Source organism: Paucibacter sp. B2R-40, assembly GCF_025717555.1.
Lineage (GTDB): Bacteria > Pseudomonadota > Gammaproteobacteria > Burkholderiales > Burkholderiaceae_C > Paucibacter_A.
Map to the genome: position 1 here is coordinate 150341 of NZ_JAJIRP010000013.1, position 23136 is coordinate 173476.

General features: G+C 61.9%; 24 protein-coding genes and 2 pseudogenes. 12 read left to right on the plus strand and 14 right to left on the minus strand.

Translation table 11 applies throughout. The annotated features are described in order from the left end of the window. Nucleotides 1-8 precede the first annotated feature (8 nt). Nucleotides 9-1307 (minus strand): efflux RND transporter periplasmic adaptor subunit, encoded by a 1299-nt coding sequence (locus LNV09_RS22395; protein WP_263559281.1) that lies wholly within the window; start codon nucleotides 1305-1307, stop codon nucleotides 9-11. 148 nt (nucleotides 1308-1455) lie between these two features. Here LNV09_RS22395 and LNV09_RS22400 point away from each other — a divergent pair, with 148 nt between their 5' ends. Next, nucleotides 1456-2808 (plus strand): sigma-54-dependent transcriptional regulator, encoded by a 1353-nt coding sequence (locus LNV09_RS22400; protein ID WP_263559282.1) that lies wholly within the window; start codon nucleotides 1456-1458, stop codon nucleotides 2806-2808. Then, nucleotides 2798-4063, plus strand: coding sequence for a sensor histidine kinase (locus tag LNV09_RS22405; protein ID WP_263559283.1), 1266 nt, complete (start codon nucleotides 2798-2800; stop codon nucleotides 4061-4063). The genes LNV09_RS22400 and LNV09_RS22405 overlap by 11 nt, the downstream gene beginning before the upstream one ends. A gap of 320 nt (nucleotides 4064-4383) precedes the next feature. On the opposite strand, the gene LNV09_RS22410 is transcribed toward LNV09_RS22405, so the two are convergent. Together LNV09_RS22410 and LNV09_RS22415 are read right to left on the minus strand one after the other, a co-directional pair. Then, nucleotides 4384-4818: a PACE efflux transporter gene (locus tag LNV09_RS22410; protein ID WP_263559284.1), complete on the minus strand. Its 435-nt coding sequence runs from the start codon at nucleotides 4816-4818 to the stop codon at nucleotides 4384-4386. Nucleotides 4819-4904: 86 nt separating this feature from the next. Next, complete coding sequence (locus tag LNV09_RS22415; RefSeq protein ID WP_263559285.1) at nucleotides 4905-5465, minus strand: YdeI/OmpD-associated family protein; 561 nt, start codon at nucleotides 5463-5465, stop codon at nucleotides 4905-4907. A 377-nt stretch (nucleotides 5466-5842) separates the two neighbouring features. Here LNV09_RS22415 and grxC point away from each other — a divergent pair, with 377 nt between their 5' ends. Together grxC and LNV09_RS22425 are read left to right on the plus strand one after the other, a co-directional pair. Beyond that, the gene (grxC, locus tag LNV09_RS22420) at nucleotides 5843-6106 is read left to right on the plus strand and encodes a glutaredoxin 3 (protein ID WP_263559286.1); all 264 of its coding nucleotides are present in this window, start codon (nucleotides 5843-5845) and stop codon (nucleotides 6104-6106) included. 41 nt (nucleotides 6107-6147) lie between these two features. Beyond that, nucleotides 6148-6807, plus strand: a complete 660-nt coding sequence (locus LNV09_RS22425) for a pyridoxamine 5'-phosphate oxidase family protein (protein ID WP_263559287.1) — start codon at nucleotides 6148-6150, stop codon at nucleotides 6805-6807. Here the strand turns inward: LNV09_RS22425 and LNV09_RS22430 are convergent. Continuing rightward, nucleotides 6800-7699 carry a LysR family transcriptional regulator gene (locus LNV09_RS22430; RefSeq protein WP_263559288.1) on the minus strand — a complete coding sequence of 300 codons (900 nt, stop codon included), beginning with the start codon at nucleotides 7697-7699 and terminating at the stop codon, nucleotides 6800-6802. The two genes, LNV09_RS22425 and LNV09_RS22430, sit on opposite strands and share 8 nt — an antisense overlap. 175 nt (nucleotides 7700-7874) lie before the next feature. On the opposite strand from LNV09_RS22430, the gene LNV09_RS22435 reads away from it, so the two are divergent. Together LNV09_RS22435 and LNV09_RS22440 are read left to right on the plus strand one after the other, a co-directional pair. Continuing rightward, the gene (locus tag LNV09_RS22435) at nucleotides 7875-8423 is read left to right on the plus strand and encodes a carboxymuconolactone decarboxylase family protein (RefSeq protein WP_263559289.1); all 549 of its coding nucleotides are present in this window, start codon (nucleotides 7875-7877) and stop codon (nucleotides 8421-8423) included. Nucleotides 8424-8517: 94 nt separating this feature from the next. Next, the gene (locus LNV09_RS22440; RefSeq protein WP_263559290.1) at nucleotides 8518-8994 is read left to right on the plus strand and encodes a nuclear transport factor 2 family protein; all 477 of its coding nucleotides are present in this window, start codon (nucleotides 8518-8520) and stop codon (nucleotides 8992-8994) included. A 47-nt stretch (nucleotides 8995-9041) separates the two neighbouring features. Here the strand turns inward: LNV09_RS22440 and LNV09_RS22445 are convergent, their stop codons facing one another. From LNV09_RS22445 to LNV09_RS22465, 5 genes are all read right to left on the minus strand, one after another. Then, complete coding sequence (locus LNV09_RS22445) at nucleotides 9042-9452, minus strand: SRPBCC family protein (protein WP_263559291.1); 411 nt, start codon at nucleotides 9450-9452, stop codon at nucleotides 9042-9044. 71 nt (nucleotides 9453-9523) lie between these two features. Further along, nucleotides 9524-10063: a cysteine hydrolase family protein gene (locus LNV09_RS22450; RefSeq protein WP_263559292.1), complete on the minus strand. Its 540-nt coding sequence runs from the start codon at nucleotides 10061-10063 to the stop codon at nucleotides 9524-9526. Between the two features lie 44 nt (nucleotides 10064-10107). Next, nucleotides 10108-10518, minus strand: a complete 411-nt coding sequence (locus LNV09_RS22455) for a GFA family protein (protein WP_263559293.1) — start codon at nucleotides 10516-10518, stop codon at nucleotides 10108-10110. A 60-nt stretch (nucleotides 10519-10578) separates the two neighbouring features. Beyond that, a complete protein-coding gene (locus tag LNV09_RS22460) occupies nucleotides 10579-11079 on the minus strand; it encodes a DinB family protein (protein WP_263559294.1) in 501 nt (166 codons plus the stop codon). A gap of 80 nt (nucleotides 11080-11159) precedes the next feature. After that, nucleotides 11160-11717, minus strand: a complete 558-nt coding sequence (locus tag LNV09_RS22465; RefSeq protein ID WP_263559295.1) for a GNAT family N-acetyltransferase — start codon at nucleotides 11715-11717, stop codon at nucleotides 11160-11162. A 293-nt stretch (nucleotides 11718-12010) separates the two neighbouring features. Between LNV09_RS22465 and LNV09_RS22470 the strand changes: the two genes are divergently transcribed. Continuing rightward, nucleotides 12011-12643, plus strand: a complete 633-nt coding sequence (locus LNV09_RS22470; RefSeq protein WP_263559296.1) for a glutathione S-transferase family protein — start codon at nucleotides 12011-12013, stop codon at nucleotides 12641-12643. 31 nt (nucleotides 12644-12674) lie between these two features. Beyond that, complete coding sequence (locus LNV09_RS22475) at nucleotides 12675-14855, plus strand: FAD-binding oxidoreductase (protein WP_263559297.1); 2181 nt, start codon at nucleotides 12675-12677, stop codon at nucleotides 14853-14855. Between the two features lie 42 nt (nucleotides 14856-14897). Here the strand turns inward: LNV09_RS22475 and LNV09_RS22480 are convergent, their stop codons facing one another. The 3 genes from LNV09_RS22480 to LNV09_RS22490 all read right to left on the minus strand — a co-directional run bounded on the left by LNV09_RS22480 (nucleotide 14898) and on the right by LNV09_RS22490 (nucleotide 18397). Then, nucleotides 14898-15470 carry a M23 family metallopeptidase gene (locus LNV09_RS22480; RefSeq protein WP_263559298.1) on the minus strand — a complete coding sequence of 191 codons (573 nt, stop codon included), beginning with the start codon at nucleotides 15468-15470 and terminating at the stop codon, nucleotides 14898-14900. Between the two features lie 268 nt (nucleotides 15471-15738). After that, nucleotides 15739-17151 (minus strand): MATE family efflux transporter, encoded by a 1413-nt coding sequence (locus LNV09_RS22485; protein ID WP_263559299.1) that lies wholly within the window; start codon nucleotides 17149-17151, stop codon nucleotides 15739-15741. 181 nt (nucleotides 17152-17332) lie between these two features. Beyond that, nucleotides 17333-18397: a zinc-dependent alcohol dehydrogenase family protein gene (locus tag LNV09_RS22490; protein ID WP_263559300.1), complete on the minus strand. Its 1065-nt coding sequence runs from the start codon at nucleotides 18395-18397 to the stop codon at nucleotides 17333-17335. Nucleotides 18398-18493: 96 nt separating this feature from the next. Here LNV09_RS22490 and LNV09_RS22495 point away from each other — a divergent pair, with 96 nt between their 5' ends. After that, on the plus strand, nucleotides 18494-19123 hold the full coding sequence (locus LNV09_RS22495; RefSeq protein WP_263559301.1) for a TetR/AcrR family transcriptional regulator: 630 nt from the start codon (nucleotides 18494-18496) through the stop codon (nucleotides 19121-19123). 226 nt (nucleotides 19124-19349) lie between these two features. Further along, nucleotides 19350-19625 (plus strand): YHS domain-containing (seleno)protein, encoded by a 276-nt coding sequence (locus LNV09_RS22500; protein WP_263559302.1) that lies wholly within the window; start codon nucleotides 19350-19352, stop codon nucleotides 19623-19625. A 185-nt stretch (nucleotides 19626-19810) separates the two neighbouring features. Here the strand turns inward: LNV09_RS22500 and LNV09_RS22505 are convergent. Beyond that, nucleotides 19811-20098 (minus strand): annotated as a pseudogene (locus LNV09_RS22505) (tyrosine-type recombinase/integrase); the annotation flags it as partial. Nucleotides 20099-20306: 208 nt separating this feature from the next. Here LNV09_RS22505 and LNV09_RS22510 point away from each other — a divergent pair. Further along, a complete protein-coding gene (locus LNV09_RS22510) occupies nucleotides 20307-20660 on the plus strand; it encodes a hypothetical protein (protein ID WP_263559303.1) in 354 nt (117 codons plus the stop codon). Between the two features lie 779 nt (nucleotides 20661-21439). Next, nucleotides 21440-21715: a ferritin family protein gene (locus tag LNV09_RS22515; RefSeq protein ID WP_263559304.1), complete on the plus strand. Its 276-nt coding sequence runs from the start codon at nucleotides 21440-21442 to the stop codon at nucleotides 21713-21715. Nucleotides 21716-22076: 361 nt separating this feature from the next. Here the strand turns inward: LNV09_RS22515 and LNV09_RS22520 are convergent. Beyond that, a pseudogene (locus LNV09_RS22520) lies at nucleotides 22077-22940 on the minus strand (IS110 family RNA-guided transposase); the annotation flags it as partial. Nucleotides 22941-23136 lie beyond the last annotated feature (196 nt).

Here is a 23136-nt window from a genome sequence, read left to right on the forward strand (position 1 = left end):
AGATTCAATCAGGACTTCAGATTCAACAACTTGGCGTCGCCGTACTGGCGCACCTTGGACGTGATCACGCGCTCGCCCGCAGCCAGGCCGTCCAGCACCTCGATGCGGCCGGCGGCGCGCCGGCCCAGTCGCACTGTGCGGCGCTCGGCGCTCTTGCTGTCGGCGCTCAGCACATAGACCCAGGCGCCGCCGCTGTCGGCGTAGAAGGCGCCGTCGGCCAGCAGCCGCGCCTGTGCGGGCGAGCCCAAGCGGATGCGGGCGTCCAGGCTTTGGCCGGCCTGCATCCCCGGCGGCATGTCCTTGGCGAATTCCATCTCGACGCCGAAGCGGCCATCCTTGACCTGCGGCAGGCGCTGCGACACCGTCAGGGGCCAGGTCTTGCCCCCGGCCTCCAGGCTGGCCTGCAAGCCGGTCTGCACGCGCGACAGATAGAACTCATCGACATTGCCGCTGAGCTTGAAGCTGGCGATGTCGTCGATGCGGCCGAGCCGGTCGCCCGGCTTGACCGAGCTGCCGACCTGCAGCGTGAAGCCGCTCAGCTGGCCGTCGCGCGGCGCGCGCGCCGACAGGCCGCTGGCGGCTTTGCGCACCACGGCCAGGCCTTCGCTCAAGCCTTTGACGGCGCGCTCCATCTCGGCGACGGCCTGCTCGCGGGTGCGCAGCTCGGCGGTGCCGTCTTCTTTGGCCTGGTTCAGCAAACGTTGTTGCTGATCCAGCTTCAGGCGCGCGTCCTCCAGCACCGCGTTGGAGACAAAGCCCTGCGCCGCCAAACCCTTCTGGCGTCTGAGGTCGTTCTCGGCCTTGGTCAACTCATGCATTAAATTGCTGACGTCACGGCGCTGCATCGCCTGCGCGTTAGCAAACGCTGTGCGCTGCATGGCCAGATTGGCCTGCTGCTGGGCCACCTCGGCCGAGCGTTGCAGGATTTCTTGTTCGCGCTGCGGGTTGGACAAGCGGTACAGCAGCGCGCCTTCTTTGAGCATGTCACCGTCGCGCACCAGCACCTCATCGACACGGCCGCTCTCGGTTGCGTCCAGCAGCACCTGGTGGGCCGGGACGACCTGGGCGCGCAGCACCAACTCGTCGAGGAATTGGCCGTCGGCCACCGTCGCCAGGGTCAGGTCACTCAGGGGTACGCTCAAGCCGCGGGGCACGCTGAAGTAGAGCGCGGCGCCGGCGATGGCGACGGCGGCGGCAATCGCGGCCCAGCGCAGCGGCTTGGCGTATTTGTTCTTGGGCAGGGCGCGGTCCATGGCGGCACCGCTGACGGGCGGTGTGGGTCGCAGCGAGTGAAGGTTTGCATTCATGCCTGAGTCACCGCAAGCGTCGTGCCAGCGTTTCTTGCCGCCGTTTGGGCCATTTTTGCGGCCAAGTGTCCGATTCCGGACAGTCGGTTGGCCTGCCGCTGTCCAGATGCGGACAAAATGTTCGCGGCGCGCTGCTACGCTATCGCCCATGTCAATTTTGATACTCGACGACGACCCCGATGTGGGCATCGCGGCCAAACTGCTGCTGCAACGCCGTTTTGGCCCGGTGCGCCTGCTGCAGCGCCCGGCCGAGCTGGCGGCCGCCCTTGCTACAGCCCCAAATGCAGAGCCGGTCAAGCTGCTCTTGCTCGACATGAACTTCGAGCCCGGTCACACCGATGGCGCGCAGGGTCAGGCTGTGCTGCGCGAGGTCTTGAAGTTAGGGCCCAAAGCGCCGCCCGTCATCGTGATGACCGCCTACGCCGAGGTCAGCCTGGCGGTGGCGTCCTTGAAGGCTGGTGCCTTCGACTTCATCACCAAGCCCTGGGACAACCAGAAGTTAACAGCCACCGTGGCGGCCGCGCTGGCCAGTCGGCAAGCCACGACTCCTGTGGCCACCAGTTTGCTGGGCGATTCACGCGCGATGCGCGAACTGCGCGCCTTGATCCAGAGCGTGGCGCCGACCGAGGCGAATGTCCTGGTGCTGGGCGAGATGGGCTCGGGCAAGGAGTTGGTGGCACGCGAAATTCATACCCTGTCCAAGCGTGCCGGCCAGACTTTTTTGGCCGTCGATCTGGGGGCGCTGAGTGAGACAACGCTGGAGAGCGAGCTGTTCGGCCACAAGCGCGGCAGCTTCACCGACGCCCGCAACGAGCGGCCCGGGCGCTTTCAAGCTGCCGAAGGCGGCACGCTGTTTTTGGACGAAGTCGCCAACCTGCCGCTGGCCGGTCAAGCCAAGCTGCTGACCGTGCTGGAGCGGCGCGAGGTCACGCCGCTGGGGGCGGACAGCGCGCAGCCGGTCAATGTGCGCATTGTCAGCGCGACCAATTTGGATGAGGCCTCGCTGTTCGATGCGCAGCGCTTCCGGCCCGACCTGCTGTACCGGCTCAACACCATCGTCTTGCGCGTGCCGCCCTTGCGCGAGCGGCGCGACGATGTGATCTTGCTGCTCAATCACTATCTGGCGCATTACGCCGAGCAATACGGCAAGCCGCTGCGGACCTGCAGTGAGGCGGCGCTGGCGCAGGCCCATGCGCATGACTGGCATGGCAATGTGCGGGCACTGCGCCATGCTTGTGAGCGCGCGGTGATCTTGGCCCAGGGCTCGCAGTTCGAGGCGGCAGATTTTGCTTTGCAGGGCGGCGGGCATGCGCCTGTTGCCGCCGCAGTGCCGCCTATTTCGAGCCTTAGCAGCGCGGTGCCCGTGCCCTTGAGCGAGCTGGAGCGCAATGCGCTGGTGGACGCGATGCAATTGGTGCAGGGCAATATCAGCCAGGCCGCCAAGCTGCTGGGGCTGAGCCGGGCGGCGCTGTATCGCCGCTTGGAAAAATATGGACTCTAGGCGCGCGTTCAGCCGCTGGCCGCTGCTGCTGTGGGCCGCCTTGATGTGTGTGGGCGCGGCCTTGGCCGGTTGGCAGCATGACGCGCCAAGGCCGCTGGTGTTGGCGCTGTTGCTGATGTTGTCGGGCTTGTACGGTGCGCTGGGACAAATGAAACGCTTGCTGCTGCTGGCCGAGGCGGGTTTGGCCGAGCCGCTGCGGGCGCCGCCCGAGTCGGCGCGCGCCGCCGAGCTGACGCAGCGGCGCATGCTGCGCAATGAGGCCTTGCTGGAACATGCGCCGGTGGCCTTGTGGCATCAATCCGCTCAGGGTCAGGTCTTGCCACTGAACAACGCCGCGCGGCGCCTGGTGGCACCCGGTGGCGCGACCGATAGCGCAGATTTGCTGGCCCGTTTGGCGCAGCCACGCGAGCAGAGTGCCGGCCACAGCCTGTTCAGTTTCGAGAGCGAGCGCGGCAGCGAGCGCTGCCTGCTGGCCGGCCGCGATCTGGTGCTCGGCCAGGTCCCCGAGCGCCTGCTGGCCTTGATGCCGATTGAAACCGAGTTGGAGGCCGAGACCTTGAAGGCCTGGCGCCAGTTGGTCCATGTGCTGACGCATGAAATCATGAATTCGTTGACGCCGATCTCGTCCTTGTCGCGTACCGCGCGGGACTTGCTGGAAGAGCAGGGCGGCGCCAGTCCTGAAGATCGGCAAGACCTGACCCTGGCGATGGACACGATTGCACGCCGGGCCGATTCCTTGGCCAGCTTTGTCGGCAACTACCGGCGGGTCAGCGAGTTGCCCGAGCCCAAGCTGGCGCCGCTGCGTTTGAGTGAGCTATTTGCTCGCCTGGAGAAATTCACCGGCGCCGAATGGGCGGCGCGCGGTGGTGCGGCCGTGTTCGAAGTGGAGCCCGCCAGCCTGACGCTGATGGCCGACGGCGGGCAACTGGAGCAGGCCTTGTTGAACCTGATCAAGAACGCGGCGCAGGCCACGGCCGGTCAAACCAAGCCGCGGCTGCATGTTGCGGCACGTCTGGTGCGCGGTGGGCGGCTCAGCATTGAGGTGCGCGACAACGGCCCCGGCGTGCCCGCCGGTCTTGAGAACGATATCTTCTTGCCCTTCTTCAGCACCAAGCCCTTGGCCAAACCAGGCGCGGCAGAAGGCGGCCAGGGCATAGGCCTGGCGGTGGTGCGCAACCTTGTTCACGGCATGGGCGGCAGCGTGCGACATGTCAAGCCGATCAGCGGAGGGGCGGCGTTTGTGTTGAGTTTTTAGGCGCAGCTAGGCGCCGGTGGGGGTGTTGCTTGGCAGCAATGCCCCTGAGCTGCCAAGTGGAGTTGGCTGTTTGAAGGCGATACGCAAGGCCGACTCTCTTGCCCGTTCTTCTTTTATCTTTTCCATCCCCTTCAACTTGGCTGAATATGTCCGTCGGTGCCGCACATTAAGTCTGGCGCGGCCAACGATTTCAAAATGGCTCGCCCGAGCAAGAAATCTGGGCCTGGATGGAGGGGATAGAGGGGATAAGAACGACATCTGTTGGTGGCGCTCCCCTGCTCCAAGCAGCTTCCTGACTTGGGCGGGCGCCTGCAGCTGACCTAAATTTCAGGCGTTGGTGCTGCCGAATCCGGCAAGCCAAAGACACGGTCAAAGCCCCAAGTGAACACCACGGCATAAACAAAGAAGAAGGCCAACACGCCCAGGTCGACAACAAAGGCTTTGAGCAGCGATGTGTCCAGCCACCAAGCCATGAGGGGGACGAGCAGCACCACCAAGCCGCCTTCAAATCCTATGCCGTGTGCAAGCCTGCGTTTGAGAGAGCGGCCTTTGACCGCTTGCGTGGCTTCCCAGCGTTCGAACCAGCCATTGAAAACATAGTTCCAGGATAGCGCCACGGTAGACATCAGAAGCGCCAGCCCCAGGGTGGAACTGAGAGGCTCGTCGAAGATCAACCCCAAAGCGGGGCCGACTGCGGCGACCGCAAAGACTTCGTAAAGAACGGCCTGGACGACGCGACGAGTTCTGGGTTTCATAGGCGCGCCAGCATAACGCGCTATTGCTGGTGACGCCTGCGGCCCGCGTATCGATCTGCTGGGTGCGTTTGGCTTGGCGGCGCCATTTAACGTGACCAATCTGCGGGCTCAGGGGCGCTGAAAGCCTTGCTGTAATAGCCCGACGGATCAAAACAGCAAACTCTTTTCTTTCCGGCGGCGAGCATGGCGCAGGCATCGCCAATGCGCTTGCGGCGTGTGTTTGACTGCTTGGCTGAAGTCATCCAATGAATCCAATCGAGGCGAGCAATCGTGGTCGTGCCGTCCCAAGTGGTGCGCGCTGCGGGGGATGCCTTCATAGCCTCCAGAAAGTCTGCGGGGACTTCCGGTTCAGGCTCATGTTCCACCGCTTTGACTTCAAATTGAGCGACGTCGCCAACAAGAGCGCCTGATGCTTTGAGAAGCTGCGCATCGATCCGCAGCCAGTGACTCTGTTGTCCGTCCGGTTCGAGTAAGGCTCTGAAACCACAGCCGTCAATCGCCCCCTCGACCGATGTTCTGCCACGCCTTGGAAGCTTTGCGCTGGCCTCTTTGGGCAAAACGACAAAAGCCCATGACTCGCCGGCGCCCGGGGCTTTGGGCTGTAGCAAGCGTGCTGTGAACTGAGATGCGGTGTCGTCTTGCGTCATTTTGCCAAACACGGAAATGCGCCCAACCGTCCACCTTGGCGCGTCCGGTAGGCCCTGTAGGCGACCCGAGCGACATGGGCAGCACGCTGATCGCGGGCTTGCGTGCGCCCAGCATAGCGCGCAGGCACTGATGAACTTGCCTAATCCGAGTGCCGGTCTGCAAATTGAAGGCTTGAACTCGGCTTTGTGCCGCGAGTGCAACTGCTTCGCGGGCCGTGAGCTTCGCCGATTGTTCCAAATTTTGAACGGGTGAATTGATGCTGGCGGTGATTCTGGTTTGGGTGTGGCTGCCTCACAGTTCAATCATTCGCTCCGCAGCCTCTGCGTGCTTGAGCGAAGCAATAGTCAGTCAGCTTGCCAACCCAAAAGGAACGCCTATGTCGAACGCTGTCACTCTTTTCCACACCTCGACCTGCCCCTATTGCACCCAAGCCGAGCGCTTGTTGGCCAGGCATGGCGTGACTGAGGTGGTCAAGCTCAATATTGGCCAAAACGCCGAGCTGCGCGATCAAATGGTGGAGCGCACCGGCCGGCGCACCGTGCCTCAGATCTTTATTGGCAGCCAGCATGTGGGCGGCTATGACGATCTGCTCGAGTTGGATCGCCGAGGGGATTTGGTGCCCCTGCTGAAAACCGCCTGAAAACCGGCTGACGCTCGACCCGCCCAAACCAGGAGCCCGCCATGAGCCGCGCCTACGCAGATATTGCTTTCACCGACTCGGTCCGTGCCATGCAGTCGCGCATGGGCAGCCGTGCGGCCTATGCGCAACTTGACTCAGCACCGAAAGGCCGAGTGAGCCTGGGTGGTCAAGAGGCCGCCTTCATCCGCGAGCGCGATGGCTTTTACCAAGCCACCGTGAGCGAGACCGGCTGGCCCTATGTGCAGTTTCGGGGCGGGCCGGCCGGCTTTTTGAAGGTCTTGGATGGCCAGACCTTGGGCTATGCCGACTTCCGCGGCAACCGTCAGTACATCAGCGTCGGCAATTTGCAGGGCAATGAGCGAGTCTCGATCTTCCTGATGGACTACGCCAATCAACGCCGTTTGAAGATTCTGGGCCGGGTGCGCTTGCTCAGTGACCCGGCGGATCCAGAGTTTTCGGCAACGCTGGCGCGGCTGGAACTGCCCGACTACCGGGCGCGGGTCGAGCGGGCAGCCATCATCAACGTCGAGGCTTTTGATTGGAATTGCCCGCAGCACATCACGCCCAAATACTCCGAGGCCGAGATCGACGCAGGCATTGCGCCGCTGCGGGCCGAATTGGCACGCTTGCGGGCCGAGGTCGCTGAGCTGAAGGCCAAGACAAATGCAATGGGCCCCGATACAGCCGCAGGCCTCAGTTGATCGCGGGGTTGGCGCGCAGGCGCTCGATCGCCAGGTCCAAAAATGCCCGGGCCTTCTTGGACGCATGGCGGCCTTCGCGGTGCACCAAGTGGATGGGCAACTCCGGCGGCTCGAATTCGCTCAAGACGATCTTGAGCCGGCCCGCGTGCACATGCTCGGCGACTTGGTAAGACATCAGCCTGGAGAGCCCAAAGCCTGAAGCTACGGCCGCCACGGCCGAGTCATTGGTGGTGGTCAGCATGCGTGGCTGCAACTTGATCAGCTTGGGCTCGCCCTTGTCAAACAGCCGCCATTCCGGTGTCGGTGAGACCGCGTTGGCTGACACGATGCAATGTTGCGTCAGGTCATCGGGCGTCACGGGCGTGCCATGCGCGGCAAGATAGTCGGGCGAGGCGCAGATCACGCGCCGCACCCGCCCTACACGCACCGCCTGCATGCTGGAGTCGGGCAACTCACCGATGCGCACCGCCACATCCACGCCCTCGTCCATCATGTTCACTACCCGGTCGAGGAACCAGCAGGACGCGTTGACCTCGGGGTAGCGCTGCAGGTATTCGGTCACGATGGGAGTAACAAACAATGCGCCAAACAGCACCGGCGCGGTCAGCGTCAGACGGCCGCGCGGCGCGCCATGCATGCCGCTGACCGACTCATCCGCCTCGGCCAGATCGGCCAAGACGCGCCGGCAATCCTCGACATAACGAGCTCCCGCATCGGTCACCCGCACGACCCGGGTGGTGCGCGTGAACAGGCGTACGCCGAGGTGCGCCTCCAGCTCGCTGATTGCCCGCGTGACGGCCGGCGGCGAGATGCCCAGATTGCGCGCCGCACCGGCAAAACCACTGGCATCCACCACGGCCACAAAAACATTGATCAGGTGCAGTCGGTCCAATTGTTTCTCCTGCCGTAATGGTGTGTTGATCGCGCTGGTGATTCTAATCAGGGGCCGAAAGGAGGACAGTTCAGTCCTTCGCTGATGACGCACAAAAACCTGCAAAACACCGCAGTGCGCCGACAGACGAATCGCTGGAAATCTTCACTTCAACCCATCTATTCAGGAAATCACCATGTCACGCATCAGCATCCCTTCCGTCGACCAATCCCTCGCCGCTTCCAAGCCTTTGCTTGCCGCCGTGCAGCAGCAACTCGGTGTGGTGCCCAATTTGATGAAGCTGGTCGGCCACAGCCCGGCTGCGCTGGAAGGCTATCTGGCGCTGAATGGCGCCCTGGCCAAAGGCAAGCTGAGCGTGCAACTGCGCGAGCGCATCGCCCTGACCGTGGCCGAATTCAACGGTTGCGACTACTGCTTGTCGGCCCATAGCTACTTGGCCACCAACGTTGCCAAGATCAGCGCCGCCGAAGTGGCGGCCGCCCGCGACGGCAAGTCCGACGATGCCCGCACCGCCGCAGCGCTGGTTTTTGCGCGCCGCGTGTCCGAGTCGCGTGGCCGGGTGGCCGACGCCGATCTGGCTGCCTTGCGCGCCGCCGATTTCGATGAAGCCAGCGTGGTCGAGATCGTGCTGAATGTGGCGCTCAATGTGCTGACCAATTACGTCAACAATGTGGCACACACCGACATTGACTTCCCCGTCGTGACGGCCAAGGTTGGCGCCTGATATCAAGTCAGAGCAGGCTCAGCGCTTGCTCAGTGATAGGCCGAGGCATTGTGACCCGGCCTATCCCCTCAACGATTCGATCAGAGGAAAGTTCATGAACCCAGAAGCACCCCGTTTGCCGCTGCCTCCCTTCACCCGCGAGAGCGCGATTTTGAAAGTCCGGCTGGCCGAAGACGCCTGGAACAGCCGGGACCCGCAGCGCGTGTCTATGGCCTACACGCCAGACAGCCGCTGGCGCAATCGCAGCGAGTTCCCGCGTGGCCGTGAGGAAATCCGGCAAATGCTGGAGCGCAAGTGGGCACGCGAGTTTGAATACCGTTTGATCAAAGAGTTATGGGCTTTTGACAGCCACCGCATTGCCGTGCGCTTTGCCTACGAGTATCGAGACGAAGCCGGCAACTGGTTCCGCGCCTATGGCAATGAGAACTGGGAGTTCGATGAGCTGGGCTATATGGCCGAGCGCCACGCCAGCATCAATGATCTGCAGATTCTGGCTGACGAGCGCTTGTTCCATTGGCCGCTGGGGCGCAGGCCCGATGAACACGCAAGCCTGAGTGATTTGGGGCTTTGACTCGCCGCCGACTGCTGGGGCGATGCCTTGTGCAGTGCGGCCTTCGCCTAGCTCTGACCCGCTACAACGTGCCGTGCAAAATTGTCCAGAATGGCCTGCCAGCCTGTGCGCTGCTGCTCCTCGCTGTGACTCGGCTCACCGTCGAAACTGACCGTCACCGTCACACCGGTAGGACCCTCTGAAAACTCCACCAATCCGGTCCGATCACCGAATGCATATTCGATCAATGTCGGCGCGATGACCTTGGTGTATTCGCCTGCAAAATCGAATCCGAACGAGCCGTCCTTTGCTTCCATTCGTGAGGAAAATTTGCCGCCTGTGCGCAAATCGACGGTCGCAGCCGTCGTGTGCCAATCAGGGGATGCTGCGTTCCAAAGCTTGATATCGGCGGGGGTGGTGTAGGCGCGCCAGACTTCTGCAATGGGTGCGGCGACCAGGGTTGATACAGTGATTTTCATGGATGCTCCTGCCGGCTTTGAGTGCAAATTATGCCGTCAGCCACTAGGGTACGCTGACCCTCCAGCGGCACTTACTCAATCCTCAATGCCGCAGCGGGAATGGGCGTAACCCTGGGCCCGAAGCTGCTGATGTTTGCCAAGGTCGCGGTATGGTGAGCCGAGATCTGCGCGGCGCTCAGGACGGCGTTGTCCATGGTTGAGTGCCCGTCCGACACCAGGCTTACGGAGTAACCCAGCCCAAGCGCACGGCGCGTTGTGGTGTCCACACAGAATTCGCTCTGAAGCCCGCAGATGATCAGGTGCTCGATGCCACGACTTTGCAGTTCGGCCAGCAATGCTGTGTTGTGGAAGGAGTCGGTGGCTGTTTTGGCGACGATGACGTCGCTATCGGCCACCTTGAGGCCTTGGGCCAAACGCCAGCCTTCAGTGCCATGGTCCAGCGGCCCGCCGCCCTTGCTCTCGTGTTGAATCAAGATGACCGGCACGGCGGCGGCGCGCGCTTTGGCGCTGACCTGGTTGATGCGTTCGATCAGGCCTTCGCTGTCGAACGCTGCGTACTCGCCGAAACACAAGGCGTTTTGAACATCGATGATGAGGAGGGCTGTGCGCATGGGAGTGGATTTAGTGGGTTAGGTGCGGCGCGAACTCGGGAGCTTCAACGCCCTGGCTCATGACCGTCATAGCGTGGGAGATCGACATCCATCTCTTCCCACGAGGCCTTTGAGGATACAAAGTTGTGCGACATGGGGCGCTCAACGATGGTGGAGTCGAGGATGCCCAGGCGCAGCCCGAGCCGCTCGGGGTCCGCGGCGTTCGAGCTGAACAGTGGCGAGGCGCAGGTCGCGCAAAAATGCTTGCTCCGACCCGGGGCTGTTTCATAGCTGCGAATGCTTTCTTCGCCCCGCGAGATCCGCAGGCCACTCGATCGAATGAAGCCATTGGTGGCGAAGGCTGTGCCGCTCGACTTGCGGCATTTGGAACAGTGGCAATGAATGATGGCCTCAATGCCGCCCTGAATTTCCAAAGCTACCGCTCCGCATAGGCAATTTGCTATGTAGCTATTCATGGCATCACCTCTTGTTCTGCGGGGCGGCGTGAAGAATCGGATGGCGGGAAATATACATACCTACGATTTGACACGCGATGCCTCTATTTTGCCCAGCAGCCACTGCAGTCCTGCAAGGTGCTGCTGATCGTGGCTGCAGAGGTAATGCACCAGGCTGCGCATGGACAGGGGACCATAGCCTTCAAACACCGCCGTGCGTTCGAGTTGCGGTGGCGTCAAACTGCCAATGAGCGCCACGGTCTGCAGACGTGCCGCGCGAAAGGCAGCCAACACTGCGACGGCATCTGCTTCGCCATAAGCACGCTCTTTGGCCAGCGCCTCGGTGTCGATCGATGCCAGGGTGGGGTGAAGTTCGGTCAGCGTACGGTGAAAGCGCAGGTGATAACCTTCAATCTCAATGTCGCGAACATGGCAGACCTGCTCGATCGCCGTCAGCGCTTCACTGGGCACGCCGTCCCAAGATGGAGGCGACCAATTGCGGAACGCGGCGGGAAACGCGGCGTAGTGTTCTTCAAGTTGCTGCGGGAAGGCCTGCAGCGCGGCAAGGGTGACTGGATTCATTGCTTGAGGATGGAGTGTGGATTGGGTAGAGGGTCTGAGCTTGAAATGATCCGCCGCAGCGAGCCAGCTCCGGTGATCGCTTAGCCATCGGAGCGCGCATGCTTGCTCAGTTCGTACAACACGTCGGGGCATTTCTCTTCATTGGCTTCGCCGTCAGTCAACTCGATGGGCACAAAGCCGAATCTTTCGTAGAACTGCCTGGCGCCCGTGTTGGCCTGAAAGGTATACAGCCGCACTTGCTTGGCCATGCAGCCCGACTCGTCGTATCGCGCCAGGCCGACCGAAGGCGATTGGTTTGCGGCCCCTGGTGGCCCGAGGACCGGATTCTCACGCGCTCCGGCCAGCGCGCTTCGCAATAGCGCAGCACCGACGCCTTGTCCGACCGATTCTGGCCGAATATAGAGCTGGTCAATCCACAGAATCGATCCGGAGCAGAGGGTCGCCACAAAGCCAACAGTTGCACCATCGACTACCGCCAGCGTCAGGCTTGCTGTCGGGAGAAGCGTGTCGCGAACCCACAGGCGGACTTCTTCGTCGGAATGGACCAAGGGCGCAAAGTGAAGGAACTTCTTTCTTGAAGCAAGGTAGATCTGCGCAATCTCGGCCGCGTCGCTGTGGTTGGCAGAACGAAGCAGCATTTGAATTTCCTTCCATATTGGTGGCGTTCCTATTCCGGGGCCCAAACAGCACCGAACAGCCGCGCCCTGGGCGGCAAATCAAGCCGGAGATCGAAGCGATCGCTGACTCGTCAATGCTTTGTTCCAAATTCTGAAACAGTGACTTGCAAGCGCCGGGGATTCTATTGGGGACTTGATTGGAGGACAGTTCAGTCATTCGCTGCACGTTCAAGGCGGCGAAGGCCAAAACCAGATCCCGGATCCGGAAAGAGCCCAGGCTCAATTTATTCAGTTCACACTTTTTGGAGAACCCTATGTCCGCAGTCAATCACCCCGTCAAGCTTTACACCTTCCCTTTGTCCGGCCACGCTCACCGCGTGCGGCTGGCACTGTCCCTGCTCAATGTGCCGACCGAATTGGTCGAAGTGGATTTGCGCAAAGGCGCGCAAAAGCAGCCCGGCTTCCTGGCGCTGAACCCCTTTGGCCAGGTGCCTGTGATTGAAGACCAGGGCACCGTGGTGGCCGACTCCAACGCCATCCTGGTCTACCTGGCGCGCAAGTACGGCAATAGCGACTGGTTGCCCAGTGATCCAGCGGGCGAAGCCGCTGTGCAGCGCTGGTTGTCGGTGGCGGCGGGGCTGGTGGCCTTCGGCCCCGCAGCGGCGCGCTTGGTGACGGTGTTCGGTGCCGGCTTTAATGCCGACGAAGTGATCAACCGCGCCCATGGCCTGCTGAAGGTGATGGACGCCGAACTGGCCGGCCGTGACTTCTTGCTCGGCGCCAAGCCCAGCATCGCCGACATCGCCAACTACAGCTATATTGCCCACGCACCGGAAGGCAATGTCTCGCTGGAAGCTTATCCGCATGTGCGCGCCTGGTTGGCTCGCATCGAAGCCTTGCCCGGTTTCGTCGGCATGCAAAAGACCCCGGTCGGCCTGGCAGCCTGATCGCCTGATCGCCGCTAAGGAGCAGTCCCCGATGGCTACGAACGAATTCATCGCCCCAGCGGGCTCGCCCTGGCACAGCGGCGAGCGCAGCATCCACGAACGAATGGGCAATGCCGCACAGCTGGAATCGTTCGGCCGTCGGGTTATCCGCGACTACATGCCCGATCAGCACCGGGACTTTTACAAGCAACTGCCCTTCATGGTGGTCGGCGCGCTGGATGCCCAGGGCCAGCCCTGGGCCAGCTTGATCGAGGGCCAGCCCGGCTTCATGCATTCACCCGCACCCAAGCGGCTCGATGTGCGGGCGCTGCCGGGCCGGGGCGACCCGGTGCGCGCCGCCTTGCTGACCGGAGCGCCGGTCGGCATGCTGGGCATCGAGTTGCACAGCCGGCGCCGTAACCGCCTCAATGGCCAGGTGCTGGCGGCTAATGCGGGCGGCTTTTCGTTGCAAGTGGGCCATGCCTTCGGCAACTGCCCGCAATACATTCAACACCGCGACTTCTCTTTTGCGCGGCCACCCGCCGACGAGCATCTGGTACCGCTGGAGCAACTGACGGCGCTCGACGCCGAGGCTCGCGCGCTGATCGCGGCGGCCGACACTTTCTTTGTCGCCAGCGCCCATCCCGGCGGCGAAGCCGACCATCCCTTGCCGACGGTGGACGTGTCGCACCGGGGTGGCAAGCCCGGCTTTGTGAAGATCGCAGGTACTGAGCGCCCCCAGGCCGACGACGTACGTCGTCCGCCCCCCGAGGGGGTCAAGAAAGGTCGGGGCGGCCCATCCCTTTCTTGTGAAGATTTGCTGCATATTCCCGACTTCGCCGGCAATATGCATTTCAATACCTTCGGCAATCTGCTGCTCAATCCGCGCGCTGGCCTGGTCTTCGTCGACTTCAGCAATGGCGATGTTTTGCAACTGGCCGGCGAGGCACAGATTCAGTTTGAAGGTCCGGAGATCGCCGCCTTTCAAGGGGCGGAGCGGATCTGGACCTTCCGCGTCACGCAAGTGCTGCGCCGGCGCGGCGCGCTGGCCTTGCGCTGGGCGCTGCAACAGTTTTCGCCCAACTCCTTGATGACGGGGTCTTGGGAAGCGGCCGAGGCCAGCCTGGCGGCGGCGACGCTGAAACAACACTGGCGGCCCTTCAAGCTCGCCCGGGTTGTGGATGAAAGCAGCACGGTGCGCAGCTTCTATCTGGAGCCGGCCGACGGCCATGCCTTGCTGCCCTTCCTGGCTGGCCAGCATTTGCCGATCCGCGTCAATGTGGACGGTACGCCCTTAATGCGCACCTATACCTTGTCGGCCGCGCCGAGCGACGGCTTTTATCGCCTCAGCATCAAGCGGGGCGGGCGGGTGTCGGAGTTTCTGCACGATCAGCTCAAGCTTGGCGATTTGATCGAGGCGCGTGCGCCGCAAGGCGACTTCACGGTCAACGCGCTGGAGCGCCGCCCGCTGGTGCTCTTGGCCGGCGGTATTGGCGTGACGCCCATGCTATCGATGCTGCGCCATGTGGTGTTCGAGGGCCTGCGCAAGCGCAGAGTTAGGCCGACTTACTTTTTCTACTCGACTCGCCACATCGCCGAGCGCGGCTTCGATGCCGAGCTGGCGGAGTTGGTGCAACGCGCCAAGGGTGCGGTGCGGGTGTTGCGCGTGACAGATGCGCCGGAGCAGGGCGCCGTCGCGGGGCGCGACTTCGATGTGCTGGGCCGCATCGATATGGCGCTGCTCAAAGCCCAGCTGCCGTTTGATGACCATGATTTTTTCCTCTGCGGCCCGCCGCCCTTTATGCAGGCCCTGTATGACGGGCTGCGTGATTTGCGCGTCAGCGATGAGCGCATTCATGCCGAGGCCTTTGGCCCGGCCTCGATGCAGCGGCGCCAAGATGTGGCAGTCGCAGTGCCGGAACTGGCGCCGGTGGCCAGCAGCGATGTGGCGGTGCAGTTCGCCGAGTCCAGCAAGGAAGCCCGCTGGACGCCCGCCAGCGGCAGCTTGCTGGAACTGGCCGAGGCGCGTGGCCTCAGCCCCGAGTTCTCCTGCCGAGGTGGGTCCTGCGGCAGCTGCCGCACCCAGGTGCTGGAGGGCGAGGTGACTTATCTGTCGCCTCCGGCTTTCAAGGCCGCGCCCGGTGAGGCCTTGCTTTGCTGCGCGATGCCGGCGGCACCGCGTGATCAGGGGCAGGACAAGACGGTGCCGATCAAGCTGGTGTTGAAGCTGTAAGCGCAAACCGGCAAGGACTACCGGCCAAGTGCCTGCTTGGGGTCAGTCCGCAGCGGGGCCGAAGTCGATCACCGTGTCGTCTCCCCAAGGGAATTCTCGGGACCGGGTCGACCATGCCATCGCGGCTGGTTTCATCCGGAATTGCTCGATCAAATAGGGCATGCCTTCACTGGCGAACAGGTCCGGCAGGGTGGTCAACTGGAAGTGCAGATGCGGCACTCGTGAATCCCCCGAATTGCCGACCCGCCCAATCAACTGCCCGCGAACCAACTGCTGGCCTTGTTTTACTTGCACCGAGCCCGGTTGCAAATGCGCATACTGGGCAAATTGACCGTTAGGCAATTGGACTACCACCCGGTTGCCGCCGAGGTTCTCCATCGTGATCGGCAAGGCAGGTTCGAAACCAGCCGCCGTTCTGGGGATATTGTCCGGATAGCCATCGCGCGCCAAGACGACCGCCCCTTCGGCAACGGCCAGCACGTTTTTCCCATACGCGTAGTAGGCCCGCACATCGCGTGCGTCGCCGGCAAATTGCGAGCCGTCCTTTTGTTTGCGCCAGTCAATTGCAAAGCGTCTTGAGTTTTGCGCGAGCCCATCGGTGACAACCAAGCCCATGCGGTGATGGGAATCGAGGTGAGGGCCGTTACGGGGATGCCAGTCGCTGCCTGTCAAAGGGCGACCGAATACTGGCACCGGGGCGAGCTGAACCGGGATCAAGGGGCCGTCGACACTGTCGTTGTCCAGCCGCACCCGGCTGAGTGTGCGTTGCGCAAGCGCGTGCTTAGCGTTCCCGCTCAAAGTGGTGATTCCGGCCGCGGCGAGTTTCGTCAGCAGGTATCAGACCATGTTGGCAAAAGGGAGCAGTCGTTTGCCGAATCAAGTTTCAGCCATCAATGCGCGGCAGCCTTTCTTTGGCGACACGGCGCAGCAGCGCCGTCAGCGCTACCGCAGCGATGGTCAACCCGACGATCAGCGCAATCCAGAAGCCGCTCGCCCCCATGGCCTGGTCCGGACGCCAGGGCAGCCACTGCGGCGCCAGCCCCAGCACGCAGCCCAACGGTAAGGCGAAGCCCCAAAACGCGGTCAGGTGAATCACCATCGGCGCGCGCGTCACCTTGTAGCCGCGAATCGCGCAGCTGGTGGCCACTTGGGTGGCATCCGAGAGTTGAAACAAGGCGGCAAAAATCAACAGTTGGGCGGCCAGCGCGGCGACGGTCACATCGCTGGTGTATGCCCCGGCGATTTGCGCTTTGCACAATGCCATAAACGCAGCGGAAGCACAGGCCAGCGCCAGCGCCGTGGCCACGCCCACCCAAGAGCGAAAGCGCGCTTCGTAGGCGTCGCCCGCGCCCAGCGATTGGCCGACCCGGGTCAGCAGCGCAATGCCCAGACTCAGCGGCAGCATGAACATCAAGGAGGAGAAATTGAGTGCAATTTGATGGGCGGCCACCTGGGTGGTGCCGAACTTGGCCACCAGCAAGGCAATCAGGCTGAAGGCGCTGCTCTCGGCAAAGTAGGTCACACCTATGGGCAGGCCGAGCTTGAGCAGGCTGCGGATCTCGGGCCAATGCGGCGCCTCCCAGTGCGTGAAGGGCCAGGTGCTGCGGTAGACCGGGCTGCGCCGCATCCACCACAGCAAACCGCCCAGGTTGAACCACACGCACAACATCGTGGACCAGGCGCAGCCCAGACCGCCCAGCTGTGGCAAGCCCCAATGGCCGTAAATAAGCAGCCAGTTCAGCAGCACATTGAGGCCCAACGCACCCAGGGCGAACATCATCAGTGGCTTGGTTTGGTTCAGGCTGGTGCTGTAGCCATAGAGCACCCGGTAGCAAGCAAATGCGGGCAGGGCCAGGCTGGTGATGTGGACAAAGTTCTTGGCTAAGGCGCGCACCGGTGGGTCCAGGGTCAGCAGCTCGAACACAAGGCCAGCCAGATTCGCTACGCCCATGGCCAGCACGCCCAGGCCCAGCGCCTTCCACAGCGCCTGGCGCACCACATGCGGCACGAGATGCAATTCCTCGGCGCCGACATGGTGAGCCACGGTGGGGCTGACCGACATCATCACGCCCATCAGCGTGATGATGACCATGCTCCAGATCGACCCGCCCAGCGAAACCCCCGCCAAGTCCTGCGCCGAGGCATTGCCCGCCATGGCCACATCGGCCACCGACATGCCGACCGTGGCCAATTGGCCAATCAAGATCGGCCAAGCCAGCTGCCAAAGTGCGGCCACTTCGGCGCGGATCTGCGCGCGTGAAGGTTTGGGGTGGGAATGTGGGTTCAAATGATTCATCGAATGAGGTCGGCAGTGGCCAAAGTTGGCCACAGGTTTGACGCGGCTGCGCCGACCGCGATTGTCGGAGCGATTCATCCCACGCCATGGCTTCAATCAGGCGTTTTTCGGAAACAGTGTCTTTCGCGCCAAACGGCTAATTGAGCCAGTTGCAGTACCTTGTGGAACGCCGGCAATCGTTTCAGAGTTCGATCACCAACTTGCCGAAATGAGCGGCCGACCGCAGGTGCTCGTAGGCCTCGGGCACTTGCTCAAAGCCAAAGCTTTGATCGATGACGGGATGCAACTGCTTCTCTGACATGAAGCGATTCAAGCGCTGAAATTGCTCCACCGAGCCCACGCAAATGCCGTTGATGCTGGCGTTCTTGAACTGCAGAGGCAGGAGATTGGGCTGCGAGCCAAAGCCGGTCAACACACCGATTTGGGCGATCTGGCCGCCTGGCGCAACTGCGTTGATCGAGCGTTCATAGGTGTCGGGGCCGCCCAGTTCCAGAATATGGTCGACCCCGCGCCCTGCGGTCATGTCCAGCGCGACGCGGTCCCAGTCGGGTGTGCGGCGGTAGTTGATGGTTTGCCAGGCGCCGAGCGCGCGGGCTCGGGCCAGCTTGTCATCGCTGGAAGAAGTCACGATCACCCGCGCACCGGCCGCACTGGCCAGTTGCAGCCCGAACAGCGCCACGCCACCGGTGCCTTGCACCAGCACGGTGTCGCCGGCCTTCAGGCGGCCGCGCTCGAACAGCGCATGCCAAGCGGTCAAGCCCGCGCAGGGCAGGGTGGCCGCCTCGGCCAGGCTCAGGTGCTCTGGCACCGCCACCAAGGCGGAGGCTTCGATCACCAACTGCCCGCGCAAGACGCCGTCGGTCTGCCCGCCGCCCAGCGCACGGCCCAGGTAGGCAGCCGAGAACCGGCCCTCGGTCCATTCGGGAAAGAAGTTGGGGCTGACCCGATCACTCGGCTTCCATTGGCTGACGTCGGCGCCGACGGCTTCGACGATGCCAGCGCAGTCCGACAACGGTACCAGCGCTGAACTCTCGCTGGCGGGCTCTTGCATGGTCAACAAATCGCGGTAGTTGAGGCTCGCCGCAGCTACGCGCACCAGCACCTGGCCGGGGCTAACTCTTGGGCTTGGCTCAAAGCCGCTGCTCAATATGCGGCTTGCGTCCTGGCGCCGCAGGCGATAGCTGCGCTCTGCCGTGGCGGGCTGCGCCGAGGTGCTTGACGGCAAGCGATGGGTGTATGCGTTCATGAGGAATTGATCCGAGAAGTTTTGTACAGATCTGTATGTTATTGTGGCGAAGCGAAACCTGTCAATCAATTATTTATTGATCTGTACAATACTCGCATGAGTACCGAAGCCCCGAAAGTCAAGCGAACAGCCGGCCGCCCCCGCGCCTTTGATCGGCAGCTGGCCCTGGAGATCGCGCTGGATCTGTTCTGGCGGCGCGGTTTCGAGGGCACCTCGACCACCGAGCTGACGGCGGCCATGGGCATCTCCCAGCCCAGCCTGTATGCGGCTTTTGGCTCTAAAGAGGGGCTGTACCGCGAAGCTGTGGACTTGTATGTGCTGCGCTTCGGCGCGCGCGTGCAACAGCTGCTGGATGGCCAGGCGGCGGCCAAAGAAACCTTGGCCGCGTTGCTGGCGCATTTCGCGCAGCAATACACCGACCCCAGTCATGCGCCGGGCTGCTTGATTGCCGGTGGCGCTTTGCAAGGCGGGCCCGCCAACTCGGAGTTGCTGGCGCAGATGGTGACGTTGCGCCAGGCCGCGCAAGCCGGCATCCGCTTGCGCCTGGAGCGTGCGCTCAGCGAGGGCGAACTGCCCAAACGTACGGACACCGCTGGTCTGGCGGGCTACTTTGCCATGGTGATTCAAGGCATGGCGGTGCAAGCCCACGACGGCGCCACGGCGGCAACGCTGAAGCGGCAGGCCAAGCTGGCCATGGCAGCCTGGCCCGAGCTTTCGTCGGGCTGAGAGCCTCTGATCCTGGCTGCCCGGCGGCTGATTGTTCCGGCATTTGCAATGCTGTCTTGGGGCCGACGGTGATTCTCCAAACAAGCCCTTTCGCGCACAGTTCAGTCACTCGCTCCTGACCGGAGCGATCTGAAGAAAGTGCAGTGACGGCGCTCTCCCGAGGGCTCTTGATCTGTGCGACCGACTGTTAGCCATGCTCATTGATTGAGCGCATTTGGAGTTCACCATGAAAGCTGTTTTTGCCCGCCGCACCTTGCTGGCCGCCATGTTCTCGACGCTCGCCGCCTTGGCCGTCATGCCCAATCTCGCCCATGCTTACGACGAAAAGTCGACCAGCGCCTTGAACGTCGACGCCCACAACGTGGCAGTCAAGGGACATGACGTGGTGGCCTACTTCACCGCCGGCAGCCCGACCGCCGGCAAGGCCGAGTTCACGGCCAAGCATGAGGGCGCCGTGTACCACTTCAGTAGCGCCGCCAACTGCGCGCAAGACGCAGGCTGACTCAACGACAGCTTTCACAAGCTGCGAATTGGCGTCAGGGCACCGCTGGCGTCAGCGGGGAACGTGCCGGTGGGGGTCTGCTCCGTGCCCATTGCAGTCTCCGGCGTGAGCTTCTTCAACCTCGATCCTCGGCAGTAAGCAGCCATTGCCCAGCGTCAGCTTTCAGGACGCCCGCCCGATGCCCATCAATCAAAGTGCATCGAATCGATAGGGCTCTTTACCGCTCCACCACCAACCTTCAGAACGTGGGTGTAGATCATGGTCGTAGCCACGTCAGAGTGGCCGAGCAACTCCTGGACCGTTCGGATGTCGTAGCCTGACTGGAGTAGGTGAGTCGCGAACGAGTGCCGCAGCGTGTGCGGCGACACCGGTTTGATCAAGCCTGTGGCCTTGGCCGCACGCTTGAAGGCGCGTTGAAAGGTCTGGTCATAGATGTGATGGCGTCGAATCGTCCCGCTGCGTGGGTCCACCGAATGATGATCCTGAAGGCGCGCGCCCAGAACACATAGACATCTTCGGTACTGCGGCTGTAATGCAAGGATCGAATTCGTTCGCGAAGTTGATCCAGCAAACGTGTAGATTTCAGCGCAGGCAAATTTGCCAGAGCATCTGCCGGCCTCGGCGCCCTTCGCCCGAGGTCCCCCATTGGTGCGATAGACGGATCACGCATGTGCGTCTCCAATGCTCAAGGCTGCACTGATACTCGCGGGAATTTCATTCACGGTGTTCGCTGGTTGCAGCGACCTGTGCGGCAACGACTCTTCCTCAAGCATCGTCTCGCCTAGCGGCAAGCTCAAGGTCGTTGTTTTCAGTCGAGACTGCGGAGCAACAACCGGGTTCAATACTCAGCTATCGATCGTCCAAGCCAATGCGGAGCTTCCGAACGAGGGCGGAAACACCTTCATTGCAAATGGCACGGTGCCACTGAGGATTCAATGGCAGTCAGATTCCAGGCTTTCTATCTCTGGAGTTCAAGGTCAAAAGGTGCTTAAGCAAGAGGCGCTAGTTGGTGGAGTCGCGGTTACCTATGAGTAAAGTGAAGCCTAACCAGTCTACAAGGACTTCCCACCATTTCAAGCTCCAATAGCAANTTATATTTTCAGCTCCGCGCGGCCAACTGGCTGCGGCCCCTCAGCTCGAACGTTAGGCCTCTCTAAGACTCCCAAGGCGCCCAATGAACCTAGCTCCTTTCGCGACCTACTTTTGCCCCTTTTTGAAAGTGGCAAGACTGCGACGCATGCGGGAGTTTGCGATGAATAGGGTGGCGCCATTGATTTCCATACTAATCCTAGGAATGAGTGGGTGTGCAGGGACAGTGAGAGATTTCGATTCCTACTTAAATAGGAGCGTAGGTCTGCCGATTTCAGAAACTGACTACGGAAAGTTCAGGGGCTACCCAAATTCGCCAAATGTTATTAATGAAACAAATGACGAATTGACATACAGATATTATTCAAAAGGTTCGGCGTGCGCTTGGGACGTCGATGTTTCAAGGCCTTCTATGACGGTACTTAGATGGAGATACAGTTCGGAGAAGGCGCGGTCTGACTGTCTAGCCCCTGGTTACACAGCTTGGTAGATTCATGGTGCTGACAACGCAAATTTCGTTGAAAAAATGGAATAGTGGAGCATTCTCTAGTTATGCAGATGCTCCGAACGCGAGGCCTAACCTTGCGCTCGAGTGGACCTACGCCAGCTGGCCGCGCTGCGCTGCCTGTTTATTTTCAGCTCCGCGCGGCCAGCTGGCTGCGGCCCCTCAGCTCGAACGTTAGGCCTCTTAAATGACAGAGCCCCGATACACCGATGGAAAGAGCGTGATTGACTCCATTCGCAGCGTTCTCATCACAGATTGGGACCCCATCGGAGTTATGGACGATCCGGAATGGCCTCGCGATGAATACGATGGCTACATTGGGGATTTGTATGAGTTCATTCGGCGTGGCGAACCGGCAGAATTCATAGCCCGCCACTTGTGCCTCATCGAAGACAAGAAGATGGGCTTGGGTTCATTGCCAGTATCGGCACGCATTTCTGTAGCAGAGAAGCTTAAAGCGCTCGCACCGAGCTTCTCCAATGGCTCAAACCTATAGGAACCCAAAGGTTATGGGTGCTGGTCCGAGGCCTAACCCGTCTACAAGGACTTCCCACCATTTCAAGCTCCAATAGCAAGACCTGACCCAGCGGGGTCTTTTTCATTTCTAGACCATTGTTCTGAGCAGCGGCAACGCAACGAGGAACAGACTGAACATCTACAAACGGGCTTGGTGCGGACCATGCCGCTGCCCCAGATACGAACCGCTCAGCAGGACCCCATTCGTTCGGCGTTGTTGGCTCAGCGTGCCGAGCGTGCAACGGACGGGTTATCGGGCTCACCTGCTGCCGGTCTGACCTGTGCTTTGCGTCTAAGAACGTGGGTCTGCGATGTGAACTGGATTCAATGAACGACTGAGCTCAAGCTGGCTGCGGCTCCTTGAGCGCCGGCAGCTTGCATTGAGGAATTGGCGGCACATGATCGGGATCAAAGTCGATCTCCCGCGTCAGCACCGCCCAAAGAATGCGGGCGTTCTTGTTGGCTAGCGCGACCAAGGCCTTCTGCCACCCGACTCGGTCTCGCAGCTGCAACAGCCACTGTGAGATGCGGTCACTGCGCTTGGTGGCCGCCAGCAGCGCGGATTTGGCGCCCTGGATCAGCAGGGTTCGCAAATAGTCATCGCCGCGTTTGGTGATGCGACCCAGCCGATTCTTGCCGCCGCTGGAGTTCTGACTCGGAACCAGCCCCACCCAGGCGCTGAACTGGCGTGCGCTCTTGAACTGGCGCATATCGCCAACGGCCGCCACCAGGGCCGACGCGGTGAGTTCCCCAACGCCGTGCAACTGCGCGGCGCGAGTGGCAGCTTGATCGCCACGCACATGCTGCTTGACCTGCTGGTCGCACCAGCTGATCTCATCGTCCAGCACCCGCCAATGCGCTTGCGCCCGCTGCAGCGCCAGGCGCATCATGCCGGGCAACTCGTTGCTGGCGTCCTCCAGGACCTCACTGAGCACACGACGCAAGGCATCCGGGCTTTGCGGAAAGACCAGCCCGAACTCAGCCAGCAATCCGCGGATGCGGTTGATGCAAGCGGTGCGTTCTTCCTTGTAGCCTTCGCGCAGGCGATGGATGCCTTGCCAGCCTTGTTGCTCGGGGGTCTTGACCGGTACACAGCGCGTGCGCACACGCGAGGCGGCCTCGCAGATCGCAGCGGCGTCATTCGCATCGTTCTTGCCGCTGGCGCCCTGCACGCGGAATGGCGCGATGAAGTGAGCGGCGATCATGTTCTACGCATCGTCCAAGAGCACACATCCGTGCCAATCGGGTTCGAAGACACAAAGGCGATATTTCAACGGCAAGGCAAATCGTGAGGGCACGGTATCGAATGCCGCCTAACCGGTCGCTCGAACCGACTCGCAACGGCTGGCCACTACAGGCCCTCATTTCATTCTGGGCCTTCCGTGCCCAGCCGCCGCTCGC

Coding starts and splice junctions, on each gene's coding strand:
- LNV09_RS22455 (WP_263559293.1), bottom strand. CDS start 10,518: ATGAATAGCTACATAGCAAATTGCCTATGCGGAGCGGTAGCTTTGGAA.
- LNV09_RS22465 (WP_263559295.1), bottom strand. CDS start 11,717: ATGCTGCTTCGTTCTGCCAACCACAGCGACGCGGCCGAGATTGCGCAG.
- LNV09_RS22450 (WP_263559292.1), bottom strand. CDS start 10,063: ATGCGCACAGCCCTCCTCATCATCGATGTTCAAAACGCCTTGTGTTTC.
- grxC (WP_263559286.1), top strand. CDS start 5,843: ATGTCGAACGCTGTCACTCTTTTCCACACCTCGACCTGCCCCTATTGC.
- LNV09_RS22510 (WP_263559303.1), top strand. CDS start 20,307: ATGCTCAAGGCTGCACTGATACTCGCGGGAATTTCATTCACGGTGTTC.
- LNV09_RS22435 (WP_263559289.1), top strand. CDS start 7,875: ATGTCACGCATCAGCATCCCTTCCGTCGACCAATCCCTCGCCGCTTCC.
- LNV09_RS22440 (WP_263559290.1), top strand. CDS start 8,518: ATGAACCCAGAAGCACCCCGTTTGCCGCTGCCTCCCTTCACCCGCGAG.
- LNV09_RS22485 (WP_263559299.1), bottom strand. CDS start 17,151: ATGAATCATTTGAACCCACATTCCCACCCCAAACCTTCACGCGCGCAG.
- LNV09_RS22415 (WP_263559285.1), bottom strand. CDS start 5,465: ATGACGCAAGACGACACCGCATCTCAGTTCACAGCACGCTTGCTACAG.
- LNV09_RS22445 (WP_263559291.1), bottom strand. CDS start 9,452: ATGAAAATCACTGTATCAACCCTGGTCGCCGCACCCATTGCAGAAGTC.
- LNV09_RS22480 (WP_263559298.1), bottom strand. CDS start 15,470: ATGGGCTTGGTTGTCACCGATGGGCTCGCGCAAAACTCAAGACGCTTT.
- LNV09_RS22410 (WP_263559284.1), bottom strand. CDS start 4,818: ATGAAACCCAGAACTCGTCGCGTCGTCCAGGCCGTTCTTTACGAAGTC.
- LNV09_RS22405 (WP_263559283.1), top strand. CDS start 2,798: ATGGACTCTAGGCGCGCGTTCAGCCGCTGGCCGCTGCTGCTGTGGGCC.
- LNV09_RS22475 (WP_263559297.1), top strand. CDS start 12,675: ATGGCTACGAACGAATTCATCGCCCCAGCGGGCTCGCCCTGGCACAGC.
- LNV09_RS22400 (WP_263559282.1), top strand. CDS start 1,456: ATGTCAATTTTGATACTCGACGACGACCCCGATGTGGGCATCGCGGCC.
- LNV09_RS22470 (WP_263559296.1), top strand. CDS start 12,011: ATGTCCGCAGTCAATCACCCCGTCAAGCTTTACACCTTCCCTTTGTCC.
- LNV09_RS22425 (WP_263559287.1), top strand. CDS start 6,148: ATGAGCCGCGCCTACGCAGATATTGCTTTCACCGACTCGGTCCGTGCC.
- LNV09_RS22495 (WP_263559301.1), top strand. CDS start 18,494: ATGAGTACCGAAGCCCCGAAAGTCAAGCGAACAGCCGGCCGCCCCCGC.
- LNV09_RS22460 (WP_263559294.1), bottom strand. CDS start 11,079: ATGAATCCAGTCACCCTTGCCGCGCTGCAGGCCTTCCCGCAGCAACTT.
- LNV09_RS22490 (WP_263559300.1), bottom strand. CDS start 18,397: ATGAACGCATACACCCATCGCTTGCCGTCAAGCACCTCGGCGCAGCCC.
- LNV09_RS22500 (WP_263559302.1), top strand. CDS start 19,350: ATGAAAGCTGTTTTTGCCCGCCGCACCTTGCTGGCCGCCATGTTCTCG.
- LNV09_RS22395 (WP_263559281.1), bottom strand. CDS start 1,307: ATGAATGCAAACCTTCACTCGCTGCGACCCACACCGCCCGTCAGCGGT.